The organism is Cupriavidus sp. a3 (assembly GCF_051015765.1).
In the GTDB taxonomy this organism is placed as follows: domain Bacteria; phylum Pseudomonadota; class Gammaproteobacteria; order Burkholderiales; family Burkholderiaceae; genus Cupriavidus; species Cupriavidus oxalaticus_A.
Window position 1 is genome coordinate 526,210 of the sequence record NZ_CP170644.1, and the last position, 21,446, is coordinate 547,655.

Consider the following 21,446-nt stretch of genomic DNA (forward strand, 5'->3'; position numbering starts at 1 on the left):
CGCGGCCTCGCCCATTATCGTCCGGCGTCGCGGTCCTCGCAAATCCGCGAATTGTGGTAGGCGTCCCGCGCGCAACGCTCAGGCTGCCACGGCGGTGTCCTGCATATAGCCGCGCAGCCTTTCGCGCAGCGCCGCCGCCGCCGCGGCGATCGCGGGTGTCCAGCCTCCGGCCGCGGCGCACAGCGCTTCCAGTGCCCGGCACTCGCGCACGATCGAGTTACGCCGCACGATCATGAAGGCGCCGGCCACGGAGTGCGTCCAGCAACGCAGCGCAGGCAGCTCGCACTGCGCGATGATGCGTTCCAGCTCGGGCAGGTCCTGCCGCAGCTGGGAGCGCAGCATGGCTTCATAGCGCTCGCGGTCGGCGGCGGCGGGATCCGTGCCGGCGCCGGCGGGTGGGGCGGCTTGTGCCCGGCCGCGACCGGGCAGGTTGCGCAGGCATGCCTGCAGGTCCTGCAGCGACGCCGGCTTGGACACATAGCCGGCGAACCCGCGCTGGCGCCAGTCGGCCAACCACTCGCTGCGCGCGAACGCGCTGAACGCCAGCACCGGCACGCCGGCATGCCGGGCGCGTACCGCTTCGAGCAGTTTATAGCCATCCATGCCGGGCATCCGGATGTCGGTCAGCACGGCGTCGACCGGCGTGGTCTCCAGCACGGCCAGCGCCTGCCTGCCGTGGCTTACGACGATCGGCTGGCAGCCGAGCGCCTGCAGCTGTTCGGCGATCAGGGCCTGGTTCAGCGCATTGTCTTCTGCCACCAGGATGGTCGGCACGGTTGCGGCCGCGTCAGCGGAAGGCGTTGCTGCCCCGGCCGCGTTGCCGCCTTCGCCGGCATGCAATGCCACGCCCGCGGCAGCGTTCTCGCAAGCCTCGGCTACGCACGCCAGCAGCGCGCGGTGGCTGAACGCGGTGACTTCCAGGATGCCGGGCGCCCGCTGTTGCGGCCGATGGGGGCCGTCCGGCGTGACCCACGCCACGGTGGCGGGCACCGTTTCGCGCAGCGCGTCCAGTGATGCCAGCGTGAATTCGTCGCTGGCCACGATGGCCCGGACCGGCGTGAAGGCCTGATATTCCCGGGCTGCCTCGACCGACGCCAGCACGCTGGTGTGCCAGCCGGCAGACTGCAGCCACGCGTCCAGGCTTGCGGCGGTGCGCGCGTCCTGGCACAGCACCATGACGTGGCCGCGCCCGTGTCCGGGCCCGTTCCCGCGCCCGTTTCCGCGCCCGTTTCCGCGCCCGTTTCCGCGCCGCGCTGCAGCCCCGGCCGCCGCCGGTACCGCCTGCACGCCGCGGGCCGGGATGGTCACCGTGAAGGCGCTGCCCACGTCAGGCACGCTGGCCACCGCGATGCTGCCGCCCATCAGTTCGCACAGGCGCGCGCAGATCGACAGCCCGAGGCCGGTGCCGCCGTAGCGGCTGGCACCGGCGCCATCGCCCTGCACGAACGGCTGGAATGCCCGCTCCATCAGCGCGGGCGGCATGCCGATGCCCGAATCGCTGACGCGGCAGACCAATTGCGGCACGCCGTGTTCATTCGCCACCAGCTCGCCGCTGAGGGCGATGCGGCCGCTGGTGGTGAACTTGAAGGCGTTGCTGAGGAGGTTGTTGATCACCTGCACCAGGCGTGTACGGTCGCCGGTGATGTCCACGTCGAGCGACGGCGACAGGTGCAGGCTCAAGTGCAGCGGGCGCCCGGCCGTCATCGGCGCATAGGCCAGCGCCACGCTCTCCAGCGCGTCGACGGGGCGGAACGGTTCCTCGACCAGTTCGAGCTTGCCGGCATCGATCTTGGAAAAATCCAGCACGTCGTTGACGATGCGCCGCAGCGCTTCGGCCGCCGTGTCGAGGACCTTCAGCCTGGGCGCATGCGGCTCCAGCCCGGGGCTGCGCGCAAGCAGTTCCAGGTTGCCCAGCAGCGCATTGAGCGGCGTGCGGATCTCGTGGCTCATGGCGGCGAAGAAGGTCGAGCGCGCGCGCATCATCGACTCGGTTGCCTGCTGCGCCGAGCGCAACTGGTCCTGCAGCGCCTGTTGCGCGGTGCAGTCGTGCACTGCGCAGAACAGCACGTCGTCGTCGCGGTAGCGTGCAGGCGCATAGGTGACCTGCAGGAAGCGCCCGGCATCGGCGGACGGTGCCATCGCTGGCATTGCGACCGTGAAGCTGGCGATCGCGTCCGGCCTCTTGCCGCCATCGCGCGGCTGCCTGCCGAAGGCCTCCACCAGCGGCTGCGGCATGGGCCCGCACGGTTGCCGCTGCAGCAAGGTATCGGCCTGCTGGTTTGACATCAGCACGGCGTAGTCGCGCCGCCGCACGATGCACAGGCCAACCGGCGTGGCACTGACGAGAATGTGGTTCATCAGCTCGCTTTCCAGCGCGCGCGACGCATCGGCATGCATGCGCCGCAGCAGGTTCCGGCTCCAGTAGCGCGCGGTGAGGACAATGCCGCCCACCAGCACCAGGATGGCGGCGACAATGCCGGCCAGCTCGGGGGCCAATGCGTCCGCCAGCAACCGGTACGGCAGGAAATAGACCAGCCGGCCAAGGCCGGCCTGCAGCGGTTGCACCAGCAGCACGCCCGAGCCGGTGTATTGCAGCGAATCCTGTGGCCGGTCGCGAGCGCGCCCGGTCAGGCTGTGCAAGGTCTCCGCGGGGATCATGCCGTCGCGCGGCGAGATGTCGATAATGTCGTCGGATTCGTTGAGCAGCACCAGCAGCGCCGGGTCGGATGGCCGTTGCAGTGCCGCGAGAAATCCCTGGGCCGGGATGCAGGCAGCGACCAGCGTGGTGGGGATATCGCCCGCGTAGGCGGCGCTGGCCAGCGCCATGATCGCGCTGTCGTCGACCGGATGCCGCAGCGGCCCCAGCCACACCTGCCGGTCGGGGGCCGGGACGGCATGGCCAGTGCGGTCCAGCAAGGCTTCGTTCAGGCGCGTGCGCAGCAGCGGGATCAGGGTGGGGTCGAGCGCCATCGGTGCGCGCGCCCCGGATTCCGGCTGGCGGATGACGACGGCACTGTCCTCGTCCAGCGACACTGCGAAGGCGTCGTGGTCGAGGTTGAACGCCTGCTGTGTGGCCATGGTCGCCATGGCCAGCTGGCGCTGGCGGGCGAACTCCGAAGGCAGCCTGGCTCCCCAGGCCTGGCGCGTGGCCTCGGCAGCGAGCAGGTGGTAGTCCTTGTGCACCGCCTCGACATGGACGCTGGCCGCGCCGGTGCGCAGAAACGACTCGAACGCGGGATCGCGGACCGGATCCGGGGCTGGCGTATCGCGCTGGTAGCGCAGCGTCAGCACGCTGCGGCGCAGGAACGAGGACTCGTTCTGCAGCAGCTGCGTCAGCGACGCGACGTATTGCGCCGCGTGGCCGCGCCGGTAGTCGAGGTGCCTGGCGGCAGCCAGCCCGGCCAGCAGCAGGCCCGAGAACACCACCATGGCGACCAGTACGGCGATGGTGGCCGCATAGCGCTGCTGCTGCCGGCGGGATTGCTCGGCCAGGGCGTCAAAGGCGCTGGCCAGCGATTCGCGCGTGCGTTCCAGGGATGGCTGCATCGGCGCGGGTCTACGTTGCCAGGGGTTCAGATAAGGCCGTTTTCATACGCGTAGCGGATCAGGCCGGTGTTGGTCTGCACCCCGAGCTTGCGCATGGCAACAGTCTTCTGGCTGGAAATGGTGCTGACCGAGCGCCCGAGCTTGCCGGCGATGTCCGCGAGCTGGATCCCCTGCGCATAAAGCCTGACCACCTCCAGTTCGCGCAGCGTCAGTTCGGTCGCCGGCGCCGCGGCGAGCGCGGCGCTGTCAAGGATGGCCTGCGCCGCAGGCGAGTGGTAGCGACCATCGCAGGCGACAACCTGGAGGCAGGCCCGCACCACTTCATCGATCGGGTCTTCCTTGCTGACGTAGGCGCGCGCGCCCAGCTTCATGGCGCGGCGGATGATGGCGGCATTGGCCTGGGCACTGACCACTACGATGCGGGTCAGCGGATGGCGGCGCGCGAGCCGGTTCAGCAGGTTGAAGCCGTCCGACGAGGCATCGCCCCGGCCCATGCAGAAGTCGGTGATGGCAATGTCGGCGGGCTCGCGGTCGAGCGCGGCCAGCAGTTCCGTGCCGTTGCCGCAGTTGCTGGTGACCTGGAAGTTGGGCGTGCGCTGCAGGCAGTCCCGCAGCGCGACCATGACCAGCGGATGGTCGTCCGCCAGGGCGACACGGATGATTCGGTCGTACATCGTTTTCTAGTCCTCCGGGTTCTTGGCGCTTGCCTGGCCGGGGCCCCTGCAGGCGCCGCGGCGTCACCCAAAATCCGCATTCTGGCTATGTTCCCGGCGCCCCTGAATCGCAATTCGGCTAGTTCGCGGTCACTGCGGTCGTACGGACGGGCAGGTGGAATACAAGGGTACGGCCTGAACCCCACATGCATTGACGGCGAACTGCGCGAAGGCTGCGCGATTTTTCCGCGGATCGCGCGCAATGGCATTTGCGGGACATCAACGCATGGCGCAGCAGTGTCCTTACCGAGGAAGTGGATTGCCGGCGACATATGCCGGCGCGCCGGCAGCAGCAGCCATCGAACTTTCACGTTGGCCCGCGCACGCTGTCCTAGAATGAACCTGACACGCGCCCGCGGCCATCATGCCGCGCAGGCCCGGCTCGCGCCGGGTGGCGCTTGCGGCGCGTGCCGCGTGGGGGAATTTGCCATGCCCGTCTATCAATACCGCTGCGAGAAGTGCGGTCATGTGTTCGAGAAAACCGAGCATCTCGCGGAACATGTCTCTGCCCATCCGAATTGCCCGAAATGCGGCAGCCAGTCCGTCCAGCACGCGCCGGCCCCGTTCGTGGCAGTGACCCAGCGCAAGAGCTGAGCCGTAACAGCAACGTCCCAGGAGATTTGCGCTCCGCCGCGAGGCCGCAGCGGGGCGCTGGCGTGCATGCCGCCGGACAAAGCCGGCGGGATGCCGAGTGGTTTTTTATGCGTGGCGCATGCACCGCCACGCGCGTTCGCGCTGCGCGCAAGCGGCGATCTCAACCTTGACGGAGGATGCCATGGCCACGAGACCGTTTTCCCAGTTTCCCGCCGACGAGCAGCAACAGGTAACGCAGGTTTGCATGCATGTCGGGATTGCAACCGAGGCGTTCCAGATCACGGACGAGGGCGGCGGCGAGGGACGCCGCGTCAGCGTGAAGCGGCTGGGCACGGACGCGGTCAGCGTCTATGAGGCCGGGCCGGGTTCGGCCTGGGTCGAGGAATTCGAGAGCGATCTCGAATGCGGCCTGTTCGGGCGCGTGGCGGCGTAGCGCGGGAGCGCCGGGAGAAGAGCGCCGAGGGGCGCAAGACACCGCTGGCAGCGCGGCTCAGTGCCGGCCGCGCTCGCCCAGGCGCGACACTACCGAGGCGCCGGCAATCAGTTCCTTGAGCAGTGCCAGCGAGGCCGCGCCGCTGGTCCGGAACGGATCGAGTTCGGCGTGTGCCGAGAACTTCAGCAGCGTCGCGGTGTTGATGCGCGCCGCGTTGACCTGCCCCATGGCCCAGCCGGCAAAGTCGCGCGTGCAGGTCTCCTCGAAATGCAGCAGCGTCACGTCCTGGTGGCGCGGATCGCGCGTGATCGACTGGAACAGCTGCGAGACCTCCTGCCGGTCGCCTTCGAGCGCCTGCAGGAAGATGCCGTTGCCGTGGCACAGCACGCCGGTGATGCCGTGGCGCGGGTTGCGTTCCAGGCTGGTGGCCAGGATCGCATCGAGCAGGGCCGTGTCGATGGCCTGGCGGGCACGGCTGGCATAGATCAGGCGGACTAGCATGGTCGTGGCGGTTCCGTAATGGGGAAGGGGCGGAGGCTGGTGCGGAGACGGGGCACCTAGCCGCGGTTGTTGTTCAGCAGCGTGAGGAATTCGCGCCGCAGGCTGTCGTCCTTCAGGAAGGAGCCGCGCATCACGCTGTTGGTCATCTTGGCGTCGGTGTCGCGCACGCCGCGCCAGTGCATGCAGAAGTGCTCGGCCTCCATCACGATGGCAAGGCCGTCGGGATTCATCTTTTCCTGCAGCAGGTCGGCCACCTGCGCCACGGCTTCTTCCTGGATCTGCGGCCGGCACATGATCCACTCCGCCAGCCGCGCGTACTTGGACAGGCCGATCAGGTTGGAATGCTGGTTGGGCATGACCCCGATCCACAGCTTGCCGAGGATCGGGCACAAGTGGTGCGAGCAGGCACTGCGCACGCGCAGCGGGCCCACGATCATCAGCTCGTTGAGCTGGCCGACGTTGGGAAACTCGGTCACTGCCGGGGGCTTCGCGTAGCGGCCGGCGAAGATTTCCTTCAGGTACATCTTGGCCACGCGCCGCGCGGTTTCCTGCGTGTTGTGGTCGTTGTCGACGTCGATTACCAGTGCGCGCAGCACGCCTTCGATGCGGGACTGGACCTCGGCCTGCAGCTGCTCCAGCTCGCCCGGCTCGATATAGCGGGCGATATTGTCGTTGGCGTGGTAGCGTTCCTGCGCCGCCAGCAGGCGCGCGCGGATCCGCTCCGAGACGGAGGAGGCCGGGTCGCCGGCCGCCGCGTCGGCCGGGTGGAGATCATGCGCGCGGCGTGCCGCGTCCTTGCTGTTCATGGGTAGCGTGGTGGTTGCGGATGGATTCCGGAGTGGTCCCGGAGTGTTCCGGCATGGGCGCCGGCGGGTGTGCCGGATTCACTATATGGCAGATGCGGTGGCCCGACAACCTACGCTGCCGCGCGTCCCGAGGACCGTTGCCCACTGCCGGACGCGCCGCATAGCGCACACTCCCGCGTGCCTCCGTGAATAGTTCGTGACAACGCTCAACGTCGTCCCGCGCGACGCCGACAAACGCACATAATGTCCGCAAACATGGGCCGCCCGCCACCTCGATGGCGGGCGTACCGCAAGTTGCGGCCTTACTTTTTGTCGGGAACAACGTGACCTTGCCGATCGCCTTTCCGTGCAGCAGCCTGATGCTGATCCATGTCGTGACGGTACCGCTGCCGGCAACGCCGGTGGAAACGGGTGTGGCGGAGCATCACGCCAGCGCGGCCCGTGCGGGCAAGCCCGGCTTGCGGCGGCCGATCGCCGTGGGCGCACGCGTGCCGACCGGCGGGCGTACCACCACCGGCTGAGGCGCGCGGCAGCGTGCCGGACCCGTTCAGGCGCCCCGCAACACCTACCAGAGCAGCAGCGCCAGCGCCGGGACCATCGCGGCCGGCATGACGATCGCGCCCAGGCGCAGGAACTGGCCGGCGCTGACCATATGCCCCTCGCGGCGCAGCGCGGTGAGCCACAGCAGCGTGGCCAGCGAGCCGGTCACCGACAGGTTCGGGCCCAGGTCGATGCCGATCAGCACCGCGCCGGTGACCGCGTGCGACGCATCGCCCGCGGACAGCGCCGACGCCGCGATCAGCCCCGCCGGCAGGTTGTTGGCGATATTGCCCGCCAGCGTCACCAGCCCGCCCACCGCCAGCAGCGCCAGCGCACCGCCATCGCGCGAGGCGGCCGCGACCGCATCGGCCAGGTAGCCGATCACCGACGTCTGTTCCAGCGCGGCCACCAGCACGAACAGGCCGGCCACCATCGGCAGCACGCTCCACGAGACTTCGCCCAGCGCCGGCAGCAGCAGGTCGCGCCGGGTGGCGCAGACCAGCAGCAGCGTGGCCACGCCCGCGGCGCAGGTGGGCCAGCCCAGCTCACTGCCGCGCAGCGACGCCACCAGCAGCGTGATGCCGGTCAGCACGATGCCCAGCGCGGTCAGCCAGGCCTGCAGCGACAGCGGCGGCACCGGGACGTCGCTGCCGATCGGCTCGGCCAACGCATGGCGCTGGGTCCACCACAGCGCGGCCAGCGTCGCCAGTATCGCGGCCAGCGACGGCAGCGCGAAGCTCGCCAGCCATCCCGCCAGCGGCGGCATGCGCTCGCCGAAGATCACCAGGTTGGCAGGATTCGAGATCGGCAGCACGAAGCTGGCCGCGTTGGCGATGAACGCGCACGCGTACAGGTAGGGCAGCGGATGGCGCACGCGCGCCGCACGCGTGGCGGCCAGCACCGCGGGCGTGAGCACCACCGCGGTGGCATCGTTCGACATGAATGCCGTAACCAGCGTGCCGAAGCCATACACCAGCAGGAACAGCCGCAGCGCCGAGCCGCGCGCCTGGCGCACCGCCAGCGCGGCGACGTGGTCGAACAGGCCGGTCTTGCGGGCCAGTTCGGAGATCAGCATCATGCCGGCCAGGAACAGGTAGACGTCGTAGCCACGCATGACCGCGGCGAATGCGTCGGGCAGCGCCAGCAGTCCGGTGGCGCACAGCAGCAGGGCGCCGGCGGCGGCCCAGAATGCCTCGGGCAGGCGGAAGGGGCGGAACAGGACGCCGGCGGTGGTCAGCGCGGCGACCGACCAGATCAGCAGCGGGCTGTGGCTGGACATCGGGATGGGCTCGAAGTGGGGTGAGGCGGCGGGAAAGCGAGGAGTCTACAGGCCGTCCCGGCTGATGGAAACGCCGGGCGCGGCCACGGCGGCGGGCGCCGGCATGGCGGTGGCGGGAAGCTGCGTGCCCGCGGCCGGCGGCGCCGGGGATGTGGCGGGGCTGGCCGGGGTGGCCGGGGTGGCCGGGCTGGCGGCGTTGCTTGCCACCGGCGCCACGACCGGATCGGCTGCCGGCGTCACCGGCGCATCCGCCGGCGGCAGCGGGAAGCCGAGCGAGGCGATGCCACGGCTGCCGTCCGCATATTCCGCATACACCCAGTCGTTGTTCGCGCGCACCAGGCCGGCCGGGGCATCCGGCTGCGCCTCGGGGACGCCGGCCAGCCGCCCTTCCATGTACGCTGCCCACACCGGCAGCGCCGTGGTGGCGCCGAACTCATGCTCGCCCAGGCTGCGGTTGTCGTCGTAGCCCATCCACGCCACCGTGACCACGCCGCCGGCGTAGCCGGCGAACCAGCCGTCCATGGCTTCGTTGGTGGTGCCGGTCTTGCCGGCCACGTCGTCGCGGCGCAGGTAGCGGCGCACGCCCGCGCCGGTGCCTTCGTCGACCACGCTGCGCAGCAGGCTGTCCATTACGAAGGCATTGCGCGCGCTGATCACGCGCGTCGGCGCCGCGGCGCCATTGGCGCTGGTGTGGCTTGCTTCAAACAGCACGTTGCCCTCGCTGTCGGTGATGCGCTCGATCAGGTAGGGCTCCACGCGATGGCCGCCGTTGGCGAACACGCCGTAGGCCGCGGCCAGGCGCAGCGGCGAGGTGGTGCCGGTGCCCAGCGCCAGCGGCAGGTAGCGCGGCAGCCGCCTGGGCGAGAAGCCGAAGCGGCTGGCGAACTCCACCGCATAGGGGATGCCGATCGCCTGCAGCGTGCGGATTGCCGGCAGGTTGCGCGATTCGGCCAGCGCCTGGCGCACGGTGACGGGGCCGACAAAGCGGCCGTCGTCGTTGGTCGGCTGCCAGCGCGACGAATTGGCCAGCGGCGTATCGTTGATGACCGTGCCCGGCGACACGCCGCGTTCCAGCGCGGCGGCATAAACGAAGGGCTTGAAGGTCGAGCCCGGCTGCCGCAGCGCCTGCGTGGCGTGGTTGAAGCGGCTGGTCCCGAAGTCCGCGCCACCCACCATCGCCTCGATCGCGCCGGTACTGGCGTCGAGCGACACCAGCGCCGCCTGCGGCCCCTGCGCCAGCTCAGGCACGGCCTTGCGGTGGCGGCGCGCATAGCGCTGCAGTCCGCCGCTCACGGCATCGTGGGCCAGCGTCTGCCGCACCGACGACACCGTGGTGTAGACGTTCAGTCCGCGCGTGTAGGCCTCGTCGCCAAAGCGCTCGCGCGCCAGCTGGCGCGCCAGTTCGGCCACGTATTCGGCATGGCCGGCGAAGCTGCCCGGCGTTTCGCCGGAGATGGCCAGGCGCTCGGCGCGGGCCGCGCGGTAGTCGTCCTGGCTGATCATGCCCAGCGCCAGCATGCGGCCCAGCACGTATTCCTGGCGGCGCTTGGCGCGCGGCAGGTTGGCCACCGGGTTCATGGTCGACGGCGCCTTGGGCAGCCCCGCCAGCATCGCGCTCTCGGCCAGCGACAGCGCCGCCAGCGGCTTGCCGAAATACGCATGCGCCGCGCTGCCGAAGCCATAGGCATGCTCGCCCAGGTAGACCTGGTTCATGTACAGCTCGAGGATGCGGTCCTTGGGCAGCGACTGGTCGATGCGCCATGCCAGCAGCATTTCATACCACTTGCGCGCCAGCGTCTTCTCGCGCGACAGGTAGAAATTGCGCGCGACCTGCATGGTGATGGTCGACGCGCCCTGTGCGTAGCCCTGGCCGAGGTTGGCCAGCGCGGCGCGGAACAGCCCGGGGATGTCGACGCCCTCGTGCTGGTAGAACTGGTCGTCCTCGGCCGCCAGCAGGGCCTGGACCATGCGCGGGGGAATCTGCTCGAAGGGGATGAATTCGCGGTGCTCGCTGCCGAATTCGCCGATCTGCACGTTGTCGCTGGTGTAGATCCGCAGCGGGACATCGGGGCGATAGTCGCGCAGGGCGTCGACCGGTGGAAGCTGCCGCAGGCTCAGCACCGCGGCAAAGCCGGCGAGCAGGCTGGCGGCCGCAGCCAGCGCCAGTATGGCGCCGCCTGCCTTGACTGCGATTTTTTTCATGCGCGCATTCTACCTGCTCCGCTACCTGCTCCGGGTCGCCGAACCGGCGGGGCGGTCATCGGGTGGCTGCCAGCGGCAGCGGGCTGCCGTCGTCGTCCCGCTCGGCGGGCGGGGCGATGGCGTCCGGCATGGCGTCGGGCACGGCATGGAGCGCCGGCGCGGTAGCGGCGGCGTTGTCCGGTTCCGGCTGCGCCGGCGCGGCTTCGGCCATGCGCAGCCGGGCCTCGCTGTGCTGGCGCGCGAACTCGAACAGCGACAGCCAGGTCTGCTGCTGTTCGATGATGGTGAAGTGGTCCGTGCCGGGCATGGTCTGCAGCGCGACCGGCCCGGGCCATGCTGCCATCAGCCGCTCCGAGCAGGCATGCGGCACGACCTCGTCCGACTCCGCCAGCAGCACCTTGGTGCTCTGCACGACCTTTTTGCAGTGCAAGATCGAATCGAAATGGTGGCGCATCAGCTGCCGCAGCGGCACCAGCGGGAAGCGCTTGCGCACCAGTTCCAGCATTGAGTCGTAGGGCGTGATCAGCTGCAGGCTCTCGAATTCCTGCAGGTCGGCCAGCTGGATCGCGACGCCGGTGCCGAGGCTGCGCCCGACCACGTGCACGCGGGTGTCGGGAAACACGCGCCGGACATGCAGCAGGAACTGGCTGGCATCGGCGACGGCCCCTGCCTCGGACGGACGGCCGTCGGAATGGCCCAGCCCGCGGTAGTCATAGGTGGCGAAGGCCATGCCTGCCGGCAGCCAGCGTGCGAATTGCAGCGTTTTCAGCACATCCTCGCCACGTCCGGGCAGATAGAACAGCAGGTCGCCCACGCTGTCGCCGGGCGCCTGGTAGATGTAGCCACGCACCACCCCGCCGGGAATCCTGTGCGAATACCCGATGATGCCGTCCGGCAGGTCGCGCGGCGGACGCCGGCGCGCGTCGAACAGCAGGCGGTCCTGGTTCAGCGTCAGGTAGGTCCAGTAGCAGGCGAAGCCGCTGGCAGTCATCAGCGCGGCGGCCAGCGCGTGGCGGGTCTTGAATCGCATGGCAAGTCTTCAGGTGCGCGGCGGGCGTGGCGCCGGGGGGCGCCGGCCATGCCGCCCAAGCTGCGCAGCCTACCTCATTTTTGACAGGCGCGGCCGCGCGGCGCAAGCCGGGCCGCGCAGTTCTTGTACGATATGCCTCATACACGCACACGCGCGCCCACCCCCACCGGCATCCCGGCCGACGGCGCGCCCAGGGAGCAAACCACATGAGCGAGCAGAAAGACGAGCAGTTCCGCGCCGAAGAGGCGCAGGCCATGGAGCGCGTGGTCGCGGCCACGCGCCAGGTACAGGTGGCATTCACCGCGCTGCAGGGTCACTATCCGCCGCAAGGCAGCGGCAAGCCATCCAAGCTCGCGCTGCAGACCTTCGATGCGGCGCTGCAGGCGCTGGAAGACGCCCAGGCGGCGTTCGACGAGATCCTGAACGACCTGCTCGACGAAAAACGCTGACCCGGCGCCCTGGGCGGCGCGGATCCCGTACACGGCCAGTCCGCTGTGATAAGGTTGCCGGACAACAGCCGCCCGGCCTACCGCAGCGTCCGCCTGCGCGGCCTGCACGATGTGTGCAAGGGGACGGCAAGGCAGCGGCCGCCACGCGAGCCGCCAGCCGCCACTGGAGACCCGCCGTCATGCACCGTGCCGCCCATCCCGCTGCAGATCCCGCCGCAGACCTAGCGCTTTCCGGCGTCCAGCGCCACGGCGCCGAAGCAGGCGCAAATCCGGATGACACCGATCGCGCCGCGCTGATCGCGCGCGCGCATGCGCGCTCGGCCGGCTTCGGGCTCGATGCCGGCCACGCGCCGGGCTACGAGGCCCTTGCCGCACGCGCCCTGGGAGAGCTGGTCGACGCCAGCCGCGACCTGTACCGCCACGCGCTGCCGGTGATGGAAACCCTGCACGCGCAGATCGCCAACACCGACAGCATGGTGCTGCTGACCGACAGCAGCGGCGTGATCCTGCACAGCCTGGGCGACGGCGATTTCGTCGCGCGCGCCCGCCGCGTGGCGCTGGCGCCGGGCGTGTCATGGTCAGAACCCAGCAAGGGCACCAACGCCATCGGCACCGCGCTGGCCGAGGCGCGCCCCACCATCGTCCACGCCGGCGAGCACTTCCTGCAGGCCAACCACCAGCTCACCTGCTCGTGCGCGCCGATTGCCGGCCCCACCGGCGAGATCCTGGGCGCGCTCGACGTCAGCGGCGACCACCGCGGCTTCCATCGCCACACCATGGCGCTGGTGCGGATGTCGGCGCAGATGATCGAGAACCACCTGTTCGCCAACCATTTCCCCGAAGCCGTGCTGGTGCGCTTCCATGCGCGGCCGGAATTCGTCGGCACGCTGTTCGAGGGCATGGCGGCATTCACGCCCGACGGCGCCTTCCTGGCCGCCAACCGCAGCGGGCTGTTCCAGCTCGGGCTGGCGCCGCACGCGCTGGCGCTGTCAGGCTTTGCCGAGCTGTTCGGCCAGCCGGTGCGCATGGCGATGCAGGCGCGCGCGGCCGGAACGCTGCACGTGCTGACGCTGCCCAGCCGCGTGCAGGTGTTCGCGCGCATCGAATACCGCGCCGTGCCGGTCAGCGTGCGCCAGCCGCTGCCGGACGAGCCGCTGCCGCCCGCGCTGGCCGCGCTCGACACCGGCGACGCCGCCGTGGCGGCCGTATTGCGCCGCGTGCGCAAGGTCAGCGGCCGCGATATCCCGATCCTGGTCCAGGGCCGCACCGGCGCGGGCAAGGAGTGGCTCGCACGCGCCATCCACGCCGCTTCGCCGCGCGCCAGGGGTCCCTTTGTCGCCGTCAATTGCGCGGCCATCCCCGAAACGCTGATCGAAGCCGAGCTGTTCGGCTATGAAGAAGGCGCCTTCACCGGCGCGCGCCGCCGCGGCTGCGCCGGCAAGCTGGCGCAGGCGCATGGCGGCACGCTGTTCCTCGATGAAATCGGCGACATGCCGCTGGCGCAGCAGGTGCGGCTGATGCGCGTGCTGCAGGAGCGCGCGGTGACGCCGCTGGGCGCGTCGCACGCGGTGCCGGTCGATGTGCGCGTGGTCTGCGCCACCCACCGCGACCTGCGCGCCATGATCGCCGACGGCACCTTCCGCGAAGACCTGTATTACCGCATCAATGCACTGGTGGTGACGCTGCCGGCGCTGTGCGAGCGCAGCGACCTGCCGGTGCTGGTGGAGCGGATCCTGCAACGGCAGCGGGAAGAGGCCGGGCCCGGATCACCGGTCCAGGTCAGCGCGCAGGTGCTGGCGTTGCTGCGCAGCCATCCGTGGCCGGGGAATATCCGGCAGCTCGCCAATGTGTTGCGCACGGCGGCGATACTGGCCGAGGGCGAGGCGGAGATCGGGTGCGAGCACCTGCCGGAGGGGTTTGAGCAGGAGTGCGGCGGGCCGGTGGAAGGGGCGCCGTCCGCGACCGCCGCGGCAGCACCTGCCTCACGTGAAAGCCATGGTCGCGACTTGCGTGGCTGGGAGGTCGGGGTCATCCGCGAGGCGCTGGCACGGCACAAGGGCAATGTCAGCCACGCTGCGCGCGAACTGGGTGTGTCGCGCAACACGATCTACAGGCGCTTGAAAGACCTGGGCGATACCTGAGACGCATCACGGAGCCGGCTGCGCCGCCAGCCACGCCGCCTCTTCATCGCTGAACAACTCCGACCGCGTCAGGAACCGCTGACCCGTCCGCCCCTCCAGCGAAAACATCCCGCCCGCGCCCGGCACCACGTCGATCACCAGCCGCGTGTGCTGCCAGTACTCGAACTGCGCGCGCGTCATGTAGAACGCCGCGCCGCCGATCTCGCCCAGCCGGACATCGGCCGGGCCGACCAGCAGCTCGCCGTCGGGGTAGCACATCGGCGCGCTGCCGTCGCAGCAGCCGCCGGACTGGTGGAACATCAGCGGGCCATGCCGCGCGGCCAGCTGCGCGATCAGCGCCAGCGCGGCGGGCGTTGCCACCACGCGGGCGACGGACGGGACGGCAGATGCGGAAGCCGGCATGACCCCACTCCTCGTCAGGCGTTGAAGTCCAGCACGACCCGGCCTTCGATCTTGCCGTCGCGCAGGCGCCCGAACACATTGTTGATGTCGTCGAGCTTCGCGGTGGACACCGTCGCCTTCACGTCGCCATGCGCGGCAAAGTCCAGCGATTCCTGCAGGTCGCTGCGCGTGCCGACGATCGAGCCGCGGATGGTGATGCCCTTGAGCACCACGTCGAAGATCGGCGTGCCGAACTCGCCCGGCGGCAGCCCGTTGAGCGCGATGGTGCCGCCGCGGCGCACCATGCCGATCGCCTGCGAAAATGCAATCGGCGACACCGCGGTGACCAGCACGCCATGCGCGCCGCCGATTTCCTTCTGCAGCCACGCGGCGGGATCGGTGGTGCGTGCGTTGACGGTGGCTTCTGCGCCGAGCTTGCGCGCCAGCGCGAGCTTGCCGTCATCGATATCGACCGCGGCCACGCGCAGACCCATGGCACGCGCGTACTGCACGGCCACGTGGCCGAGGCCGCCGATGCCGGAAATCACCACCCACTGGCCCGGCCGCGTATCGGTCACCTTCAGACCCTTGTAGACCGTCACGCCCGCGCACAGGATCGGCGCAATCTCTACAAAGCCGACCTTGTCGGGCAGCAGGCCCACGTAGTTGGGATTGGCGACGACATATTCGCCGTAGCCGCCGTTGACGGAATAGCCGGTGTTCTGCTGCTTCTCGCACAGCGTTTCCCAGCCTTGCAGGCAGTGTTCGCAATAGCCGCAGGCGCTGTAGAGCCAGGGCACGCCGACGCGGTCGCCTTCTTTCACGCGGGTCACGCCGCTGCCCACGGCGGAAACGTAGCCGACGCCTTCGTGGCCGGGGATAAAGGGCAGGGTGGGTTTGACCGGCCAGTCGCCGTCGGCGGCGTGCAGGTCGGTATGGCAGACACCGGAGGCCTCGATCTTTACCTGGATCTGGCCGGGGCCGGGTTGGGGAACAGGAACTTCGTCGATCGTGAGCGGCGCGCCGAATTCGCGCACCACGGCAGCTTTCATGGTTGCAGGCATCTCGACTCCTTCAATGACTCCTTGTCCGGGATGGCCCCGCGTCCGCGGGGCACAACCGGATCATGGCACGGGCAGGGCCGCAATAGGCGGCCATTGCGCCATGCCTTGAGCGTCGTCAGAAAAACCCGAGTGCGTTGGGGCTGTAGCTGACCAGCAGGTTCTTGGTCTGCTGGTAGTGGTCAAGCATCATGCGATGGTTCTCGCGGCCGATGCCGGACTGCTTGTATCCCCCGAATGCGGCATGCGCGGGATAAGCGTGGTAGCAGTTGGTCCACACGCGGCCCGCCTGGATGCCGCGGCCCATGCGGAATGCGCGCGCGCCGTCACGCGTCCACACGCCGGCGCCGAGGCCGTAGAGCGTGTCGTTGGCGATGGCGAGCGCCTCTTCCTCATCCTTGAAGGTAGTGACCGACACCACCGGCCCGAAGATCTCTTCCTGGAAGATGCGCATCTTGTTGTGCCCCGCGAACACGGTCGGCTTGACGTAGTAGCCACCCGCCAGGTCGCCGTCCAGCGCATTGCGCTCTCCGCCCGCCAGGCACTGCGCGCCTTCCTTGCGGCCCAGGTCGATGTACGACAGGATCTTCTCGAGCTGTTCCGCCGATGCCTGCGCACCGATCATGGTGCCCTTGTCGAGAGGATGGCCCTGGCGGATCGCCGCCACGCGCTTGAGCGCGCGTTCCATGAAGCGCTCGTAGATCGATTCCTGGATCAGCGCGCGCGACGGGCAGGTGCAGACCTCGCCCTGGTTCAGCGCGAACATGGCAAAGCCTTCGAGCGCCTTGTCGAAGTAAGCGTCGTCGGCGGCCAGCACGTCTTCGAAGAAGATGTTGGGCGACTTGCCGCCCAGCTCCAGCGTCACCGGGATGAGGTTCTGCGACGCGTATTGCATGATCAGCCGGCCGGTGGTGGTTTCGCCGGTGAAGGCCACCTTGCTGATGCGCGGGCTCGACGCCAGCGGCTTGCCCGCCTCCAGCCCGAAGCCGTTGATCACGTTGACCACGCCCGGCGGCAGCAGGTCGCCGATCACCTCCATCAGCACCAGGATCGACGCGGGCGTCTGCTCGGCCGGCTTGAGCACCACGCAGTTGCCGGCGGCCAGCGCCGGCGCCAGCTTCCAGGTGGCCATCAGCAGCGGGAAGTTCCACGGGATGATCTGGCCGACCACGCCCAGCGGCTCATGGAAGTGGTAGGCGATAGTGTCGCCGTCGATCTCGGAGATGCCGCCTTCCTGCGAGCGGATGCAGCCGGCAAAGTAGCGGAAGTGGTCGACCGCCAGCGGGAGGTCGGCGGCGGTGGTCTCGCGCACGGGCTTGCCGTTGTCGATGGTCTCGGCCACCGCCAGCAGCGTCAGGTTGGCCTCGATGCGGTCGGCGATGCGGTTCAGGATGTTGGCGCGCTCGGTGGTTGAGGTGCGTGCCCATGCGGCCTTGGCGGCGTGCGCGGCGTCGAGCGCGGCATCGACGTCCTGCTGGTTGGAGCGCGGCACGCGCGTGAACGGCTTGCCGGTGATCGGCGTGACCGACTCGAAGTACTCGCCGCCGGCGGGCGGCACCCACTGGCCGCCGATGTAGTTCTCGTACTGCTGCTTGTAGGGGTTGCTGACGCCCAGCTGGGCGATTTCCGCCATGTTCATGTCTCGCTCCGTTCGAAGGATTTGTGTCGTGTCGTCACGGCGTGGGACCGTGCGCACGGGAGCAGATCGCAAGAGGTGTGCCGGGGCGCGATAAGACGGAAACGCGGGGGAATTGGGAGGAATATCCGCGGAAATGAGCCAGGAATGTGTCACGCGCCGGCGGCGGTGTGCCAGCGCGTGACAGCGGTTGTTCCAGATTGGAACACCTATTCTCGTCGCAGCAGGTCGCCCTTGTTCCCCCGGCCCTGTTCAAGCCTTCGGGCGCGCGGATGCCGGATCGTAGGGCGCGCGCAGGTGTACGCGTGCGGGCAGCAGTTCGCCGGCCAGGTCGACGTGGTACGTGCCGGCTTCAAGCCACGCCGCATCGGCCGGCCCATCCTCGCGCGCCAGCAAGGCCATGCCGACCGGGCAGCCCAGCGTGTGGCCGAATGCGGCAGAACTGAGCGATCCCACTGCGCGCACGCTGCCGTCGGGGCCGGTGCGCAGCACGGCCTCTGCGCCCCACAGCATGGCGTCGCTCGCGCCATCCATCGTCACGACCACCATGCGCCGCGTGGGCGCGCCCGCCTGCCGCAGTTGCAGCAGGGCTTGCCGGCCGCGGAAGTCGATGCCGCTGGCCAGCTTGCAGGCGAACGACAGTCCCGCCTCGAACGGGTTGACCGACGGCGACAGCTCGCGGCCCCAGGCGCGGTAGCCCTTTTCCAGCCGCAGCGATTCAATCGCGTAGTAGCCGGCATTGATGAGCCCGAGGGTGCGCCCGGCTTCGTGCAGGGTCTCGTAGACGCCCACGGCGAATTCCACCGGCACGTACAGTTCCCAGCCCAGCTCGCCCACGTAGGTCAGGCGGGTCGCGCGCACGGAGGCATAGCCGAGATCGATCTCGCGCGAACTGCCGAAGGGAAAGCCTTCGTTGGAGAAGTCCGCGCGCGACACCTGCTGCAGCAGCTCGCGCGAGCGTGGCCCCATCACCGCCAGCACCGCGTACTGGCCGGTGATGTCGACGATCACGCAGCGCTTCTCGGAGGGGATCAGCCGCTCGATATAGCTGAAGTCGCGCGTGGCCTGCGCCGACCCGGTCACCACCAGGTACTGGTCGTGTGCCAGCCGCGTCACGGTCAGGTCGGACTCATAGGTGCCGCGTTGGTTGAGCATCGCGGTATAGACGGCCTGCCCCGGCGGCACCGCCACCTCGTTGCTCATCACGTACTGCAGCACCGCTTCGGCATCGGCACCCTTGACCAGGTACTTGGAGAACGAGCTCATGTCGAACAGCGCCACGCCTTCGCGGCAGGCACGGTGCTCGGCACCGCTCCACGGCAGCCAGTTCTGCCGGCCGAAGGCATATTCGATCCGCGGCGATGCGCCCGGCGGCGCGAAGAAGCTGGGCCGCTCCCAGCCCATCTTGCTGCCGAAACTCGCGCCGGCATCGCGCAGGTGCGCGTACAGCGGCGAGCGGCGGAACGGGCGCGCGGTCTCCAGCTCACGGTTCGGCCACGGCATCGCGTAGTGCAGGCCGAGCGTTTCCTTGACGCGGTCGTGCAGCCAGTTCTGGTTGCCGTTGAAGCCGGCGAAGCGGCGGATATCGACGGGCCACAGGTCCATGGTGGGTTCGCCCGCCACGATCCATTCCGCCAGCGCCATGCCGGCGCCGCCGGCGGAGGCGATGCCCATCGAGTTGAAGCCCGCGCCGACGTAGAAATTGCGCAGCTCCGGCGCCTCGCCGAGGATGAAGTTGTTGTCCGGCGTGAAGGATTCCGGGCCGTTGTAGAACTGCTTGACCTGCGCCGTTTCGAGCGCGGGCACGCGCACCAGCGCGTTTTCCATCAGGACCTGGAACTGGTCCCAGTCGTCGGGCAGCAGCTGGAACTCGAACGGCTCGGGAATGCCCTGCATGCCCCAAGGCTTGGCGTCAGGCTCGAAGCCGCCCATCACCAGCCCGCCGACTTCCTCCTTGAAGTAGATGAAGCCGTCCGGGTCGCGCATCACCGGCAGGTCGGGGTGCACGCCGGCGATGCGCTCGGTGACGATGTAGTAGTGCTCGGCCGAATGCAGCGGCACGGTCACGCCGCACATCAGGCCTACCTGCCGCGCCCACTGGCCGGCGCAGTTGACCACGATCTCGGCCTGCAGCCGCCCCTCGTCCCCGTTCTTGTTGCGCCAGCTGACGCCGGTGGCGCGGCCGTCGGCGCTATGGATCGCGGTGATCTTCGTGTCCTGCGCGATGATGGCGGCGCGGCTGCGCGCGCCGCGCGCCAGCGCCTGCGTCAGGTCGGTGGGATTGGCCTTGCCGTCGCCGGGCAGCCAGACCGCGCCGCGCAGGTCGTCGGTACGCATCGCCGGCCACAGCTCGCCGGCCTGCGAAGGGGAGATGACCTCGCACGCCACGCCATAGGCGCGCGCCACCGCCGCGGTGCGGCGCAGCTGCGTCATGCGCTCGGCGGTGCGCGCCACGGACAGGGAGCCGCATTGTTTCCAGCCGGTGCCGAGGCCGGTTTCCGCTTCCAGTTCGCTGTAGAGCTGCGTGGAGTAGCGGATCAGCTTCGTCATGCTTTCCTGCGAGCGCAGCTGGCCGACCAGCCCGGCGGCGTGCCAGGTGGTGCCGCACGACAGCTGGCCCTGCTCGAGCAGCACCACATCCTTCCAGCCCAGCTTCGTCAGGTGGTAGGCGACGCTGCAGCCGATGATGCCGCCGCCGATGATGACGACGCGGGTTTGGGCGGGGAGGGGGATAGGCATGGCGGGACTCGAGGGGCGCGGATCGAGGCTTGATGTTATTCCACAAAATGCCAATAAACAACACAAAATGCAACAAAAATGCGCTTTCGCGTCGCCCTGCGAAACGCCTAAATCCTTGAATACAAGCTGCAAATGCCGTGTGAAAGCTGATCTGCGGCAAACTTAATTGCGTTTCGGCCGCCATGGGCTAGTGTGTAGCCATCCCGCCGCTTGCTGCTGCCCTGCACAAAGGCGCCGGGTGAGGCATTTGGGCCCGTGACGCGCGATGCTTGTCGCTGCGCTGCCGGGCGCCGGGGGAGGGAAAGATGTCTCCGAAGCAAGAATTCGCGCCTGCCGGCATCGCGCAGGCAGGGGAGGACGGCGTCATGCCGGACGGCGAGGACCCCGGCGGGTTGCTGGGATCCAGCCAGGTGTTCCGGGAGGCGATGGCGGTGGTGGCCCGGCTGGCCCGCGTCGACGTGCCCGTGCTGATCCTGGGCGAGACCGGCACCGGCAAGGAGCTGGTGGCGCGCAGCCTGCACTATCGCGGCGGGCGCCGCGACCGGCCCTTCGTCCCCGTGGATTGCGGCGCGTTGCCCGAAACGCTGTTCGAAGGCGAACTCTTCGGCCACGTGCGCGGCGCCTATACCGATGCGCGCCGCGATGCCGCCGGCCTGGTCGCGCAGGCAGAAGGGGGCACGCTCTTCTTCGACGAAATCCATGCGCTGTCCCTGCGCAGCCAGGCGTCGCTGCTGCGCTTCCTGCAGGACTTCCGCTACCGGCCGCTGGGTGCCCCGCACAGCCGCAAGGCCGACGTGCGCATCGTCGCCGCCACCAACCGCGAGCTGAAGCAGGGCGCCCAGGATGGCTGGTTCCGCGAAGACCTGCTCTATCGGCTCAACGTGGCCAACGTGCGCATGCCCAGCCTGAGGGAGCGTCCCGAAGACATCCCGCCGCTGGTCGAGCTGTTTGCGTCGCGCTTCTGTGCCCGCTATGGCTGGCCCGGCTGCCGGTTCGACCAGGCCTCGCTGGCGTGGATGCTGGCACAGCCGTGGCGGGGCAACGTGCGTGAGCTGGAGAACTTCGTGCAGCGCTGCCTGCTGTCGTGCGACGGGCGCGTGGTGCATGCCGAAGGCTGCCCGGCGACGCCCTGCACGGTCGACCTGGCCAGCGAGGCTGCGCCCGGCATTCAGCCATTCAAGGAGGCGCGCGACCAGGCCCTGGCGGCATTCGAGGCGGCCTACCTGCGCTCGGCGCTGGCGCGCAGCCACGGCAACGTGTCAGCGGCGGCGCGTGAGGCGGGCAAGGAGCGACGGGTCTTCGGAAGGTTGCTGAAGAAGCACGGCATCGATCGGGCCGAGTTCTCCTAGCCGGCTTGCAGGCGCGCTTGCGATACGGGCCGATTCAGGGGGCCGA

General features: G+C 69.3%; 17 protein-coding genes. 6 read left to right on the forward strand and 11 right to left on the reverse strand.

The features are described from left to right. Window positions 1-78 precede the first annotated feature (78 nt). Entirely contained in the window at window positions 79-3,546 is a 3,468-nt protein-coding gene (locus ACAD63_RS24400; protein ID WP_434034467.1) for an ATP-binding protein, read from the reverse strand. 26 nt (window positions 3,547-3,572) lie between these two features. Continuing rightward, window positions 3,573-4,220: a response regulator transcription factor gene (locus ACAD63_RS24405; protein ID WP_133095713.1), complete on the reverse strand. Its 648-nt coding sequence runs from the start codon at window positions 4,218-4,220 to the stop codon at window positions 3,573-3,575. A gap of 375 nt (window positions 4,221-4,595) precedes the next feature. Between ACAD63_RS24405 and ACAD63_RS24410 the strand changes: the two genes are divergently transcribed. Further along, window positions 4,596-4,853 carry an FmdB family zinc ribbon protein gene (locus ACAD63_RS24410; protein WP_371704464.1) on the forward strand — a complete coding sequence of 86 codons (258 nt, stop codon included), beginning with the start codon at window positions 4,596-4,598 and terminating at the stop codon, window positions 4,851-4,853. 181 nt (window positions 4,854-5,034) lie between these two features. After that, a complete protein-coding gene (locus ACAD63_RS24415; protein WP_135703042.1) occupies window positions 5,035-5,286 on the forward strand; it encodes a hypothetical protein in 252 nt (83 codons plus the stop codon). A 57-nt stretch (window positions 5,287-5,343) separates the two neighbouring features. Here the strand turns inward: ACAD63_RS24415 and ACAD63_RS24420 are convergent, their stop codons facing one another. Continuing rightward, window positions 5,344-5,787, reverse strand: coding sequence for a BLUF domain-containing protein (locus ACAD63_RS24420; protein WP_133095711.1), 444 nt, complete (start codon window positions 5,785-5,787; stop codon window positions 5,344-5,346). A gap of 56 nt (window positions 5,788-5,843) precedes the next feature. Continuing rightward, window positions 5,844-6,593 (reverse strand): GTP cyclohydrolase I, encoded by a 750-nt coding sequence (gene folE, locus ACAD63_RS24425; protein WP_133095710.1) that lies wholly within the window; start codon window positions 6,591-6,593, stop codon window positions 5,844-5,846. A gap of 323 nt (window positions 6,594-6,916) precedes the next feature. Here folE and ACAD63_RS24430 point away from each other — a divergent pair, with 323 nt between their 5' ends. Beyond that, a complete protein-coding gene (locus ACAD63_RS24430; protein WP_240745822.1) occupies window positions 6,917-7,114 on the forward strand; it encodes an arsenite efflux pump ArsB in 198 nt (65 codons plus the stop codon). Window positions 7,115-7,158: 44 nt separating this feature from the next. Here the strand turns inward: ACAD63_RS24430 and ACAD63_RS24435 are convergent, their stop codons facing one another. The 3 genes from ACAD63_RS24435 to ACAD63_RS24445 are packed head-to-tail and all read right to left on the reverse strand — an operon-like array spanning window position 7,159 to window position 11,644. Next, on the reverse strand, window positions 7,159-8,412 hold the full coding sequence (locus tag ACAD63_RS24435; protein ID WP_133095709.1) for an arsenic transporter: 1,254 nt from the start codon (window positions 8,410-8,412) through the stop codon (window positions 7,159-7,161). Between the two features lie 45 nt (window positions 8,413-8,457). Further along, window positions 8,458-10,614: a penicillin-binding protein 1A gene (locus ACAD63_RS24440; RefSeq protein WP_434034468.1), complete on the reverse strand. Its 2,157-nt coding sequence runs from the start codon at window positions 10,612-10,614 to the stop codon at window positions 8,458-8,460. Window positions 10,615-10,669: 55 nt separating this feature from the next. Beyond that, window positions 10,670-11,644 carry an alpha/beta hydrolase gene (locus ACAD63_RS24445; protein ID WP_434034469.1) on the reverse strand — a complete coding sequence of 325 codons (975 nt, stop codon included), beginning with the start codon at window positions 11,642-11,644 and terminating at the stop codon, window positions 10,670-10,672. 206 nt (window positions 11,645-11,850) lie between these two features. Here ACAD63_RS24445 and ACAD63_RS24450 point away from each other — a divergent pair, with 206 nt between their 5' ends. Both ACAD63_RS24450 and ACAD63_RS24455 read left to right on the forward strand, forming a co-directional pair. Beyond that, a complete protein-coding gene (locus ACAD63_RS24450; protein WP_133095706.1) occupies window positions 11,851-12,093 on the forward strand; it encodes a hypothetical protein in 243 nt (80 codons plus the stop codon). 179 nt (window positions 12,094-12,272) lie between these two features. Further along, the gene (locus tag ACAD63_RS24455) at window positions 12,273-14,234 is read left to right on the forward strand and encodes a sigma-54-dependent Fis family transcriptional regulator (protein ID WP_195426946.1); all 1,962 of its coding nucleotides are present in this window, start codon (window positions 12,273-12,275) and stop codon (window positions 14,232-14,234) included. A 6-nt stretch (window positions 14,235-14,240) separates the two neighbouring features. Here ACAD63_RS24455 and ACAD63_RS24460 read toward each other — a convergent pair whose 3' ends face one another. The 4 genes from ACAD63_RS24460 to ACAD63_RS24475 all read right to left on the reverse strand — a co-directional run bounded on the left by ACAD63_RS24460 (window position 14,241) and on the right by ACAD63_RS24475 (window position 20,051). Beyond that, on the reverse strand, window positions 14,241-14,636 hold the full coding sequence (locus tag ACAD63_RS24460) for a DUF779 domain-containing protein (protein ID WP_434034470.1): 396 nt from the start codon (window positions 14,634-14,636) through the stop codon (window positions 14,241-14,243). A gap of 14 nt (window positions 14,637-14,650) precedes the next feature. After that, window positions 14,651-15,679 (reverse strand): alcohol dehydrogenase AdhP, encoded by a 1,029-nt coding sequence (gene adhP, locus ACAD63_RS24465; RefSeq protein ID WP_135703038.1) that lies wholly within the window; start codon window positions 15,677-15,679, stop codon window positions 14,651-14,653. 115 nt (window positions 15,680-15,794) lie between these two features. Further along, window positions 15,795-17,315 (reverse strand): aldehyde dehydrogenase, encoded by a 1,521-nt coding sequence (gene adh / locus ACAD63_RS24470; RefSeq protein WP_135703037.1) that lies wholly within the window; start codon window positions 17,313-17,315, stop codon window positions 15,795-15,797. Window positions 17,316-17,564: 249 nt separating this feature from the next. Beyond that, window positions 17,565-20,051: a GcvT family protein gene (locus ACAD63_RS24475; protein WP_434034471.1), complete on the reverse strand. Its 2,487-nt coding sequence runs from the start codon at window positions 20,049-20,051 to the stop codon at window positions 17,565-17,567. A gap of 305 nt (window positions 20,052-20,356) precedes the next feature. Here ACAD63_RS24475 and ACAD63_RS24480 point away from each other — a divergent pair, with 305 nt between their 5' ends. Beyond that, complete coding sequence (locus tag ACAD63_RS24480) at window positions 20,357-21,400, forward strand: sigma-54 interaction domain-containing protein (protein WP_434034472.1); 1,044 nt, start codon at window positions 20,357-20,359, stop codon at window positions 21,398-21,400. Window positions 21,401-21,446 lie beyond the last annotated feature (46 nt).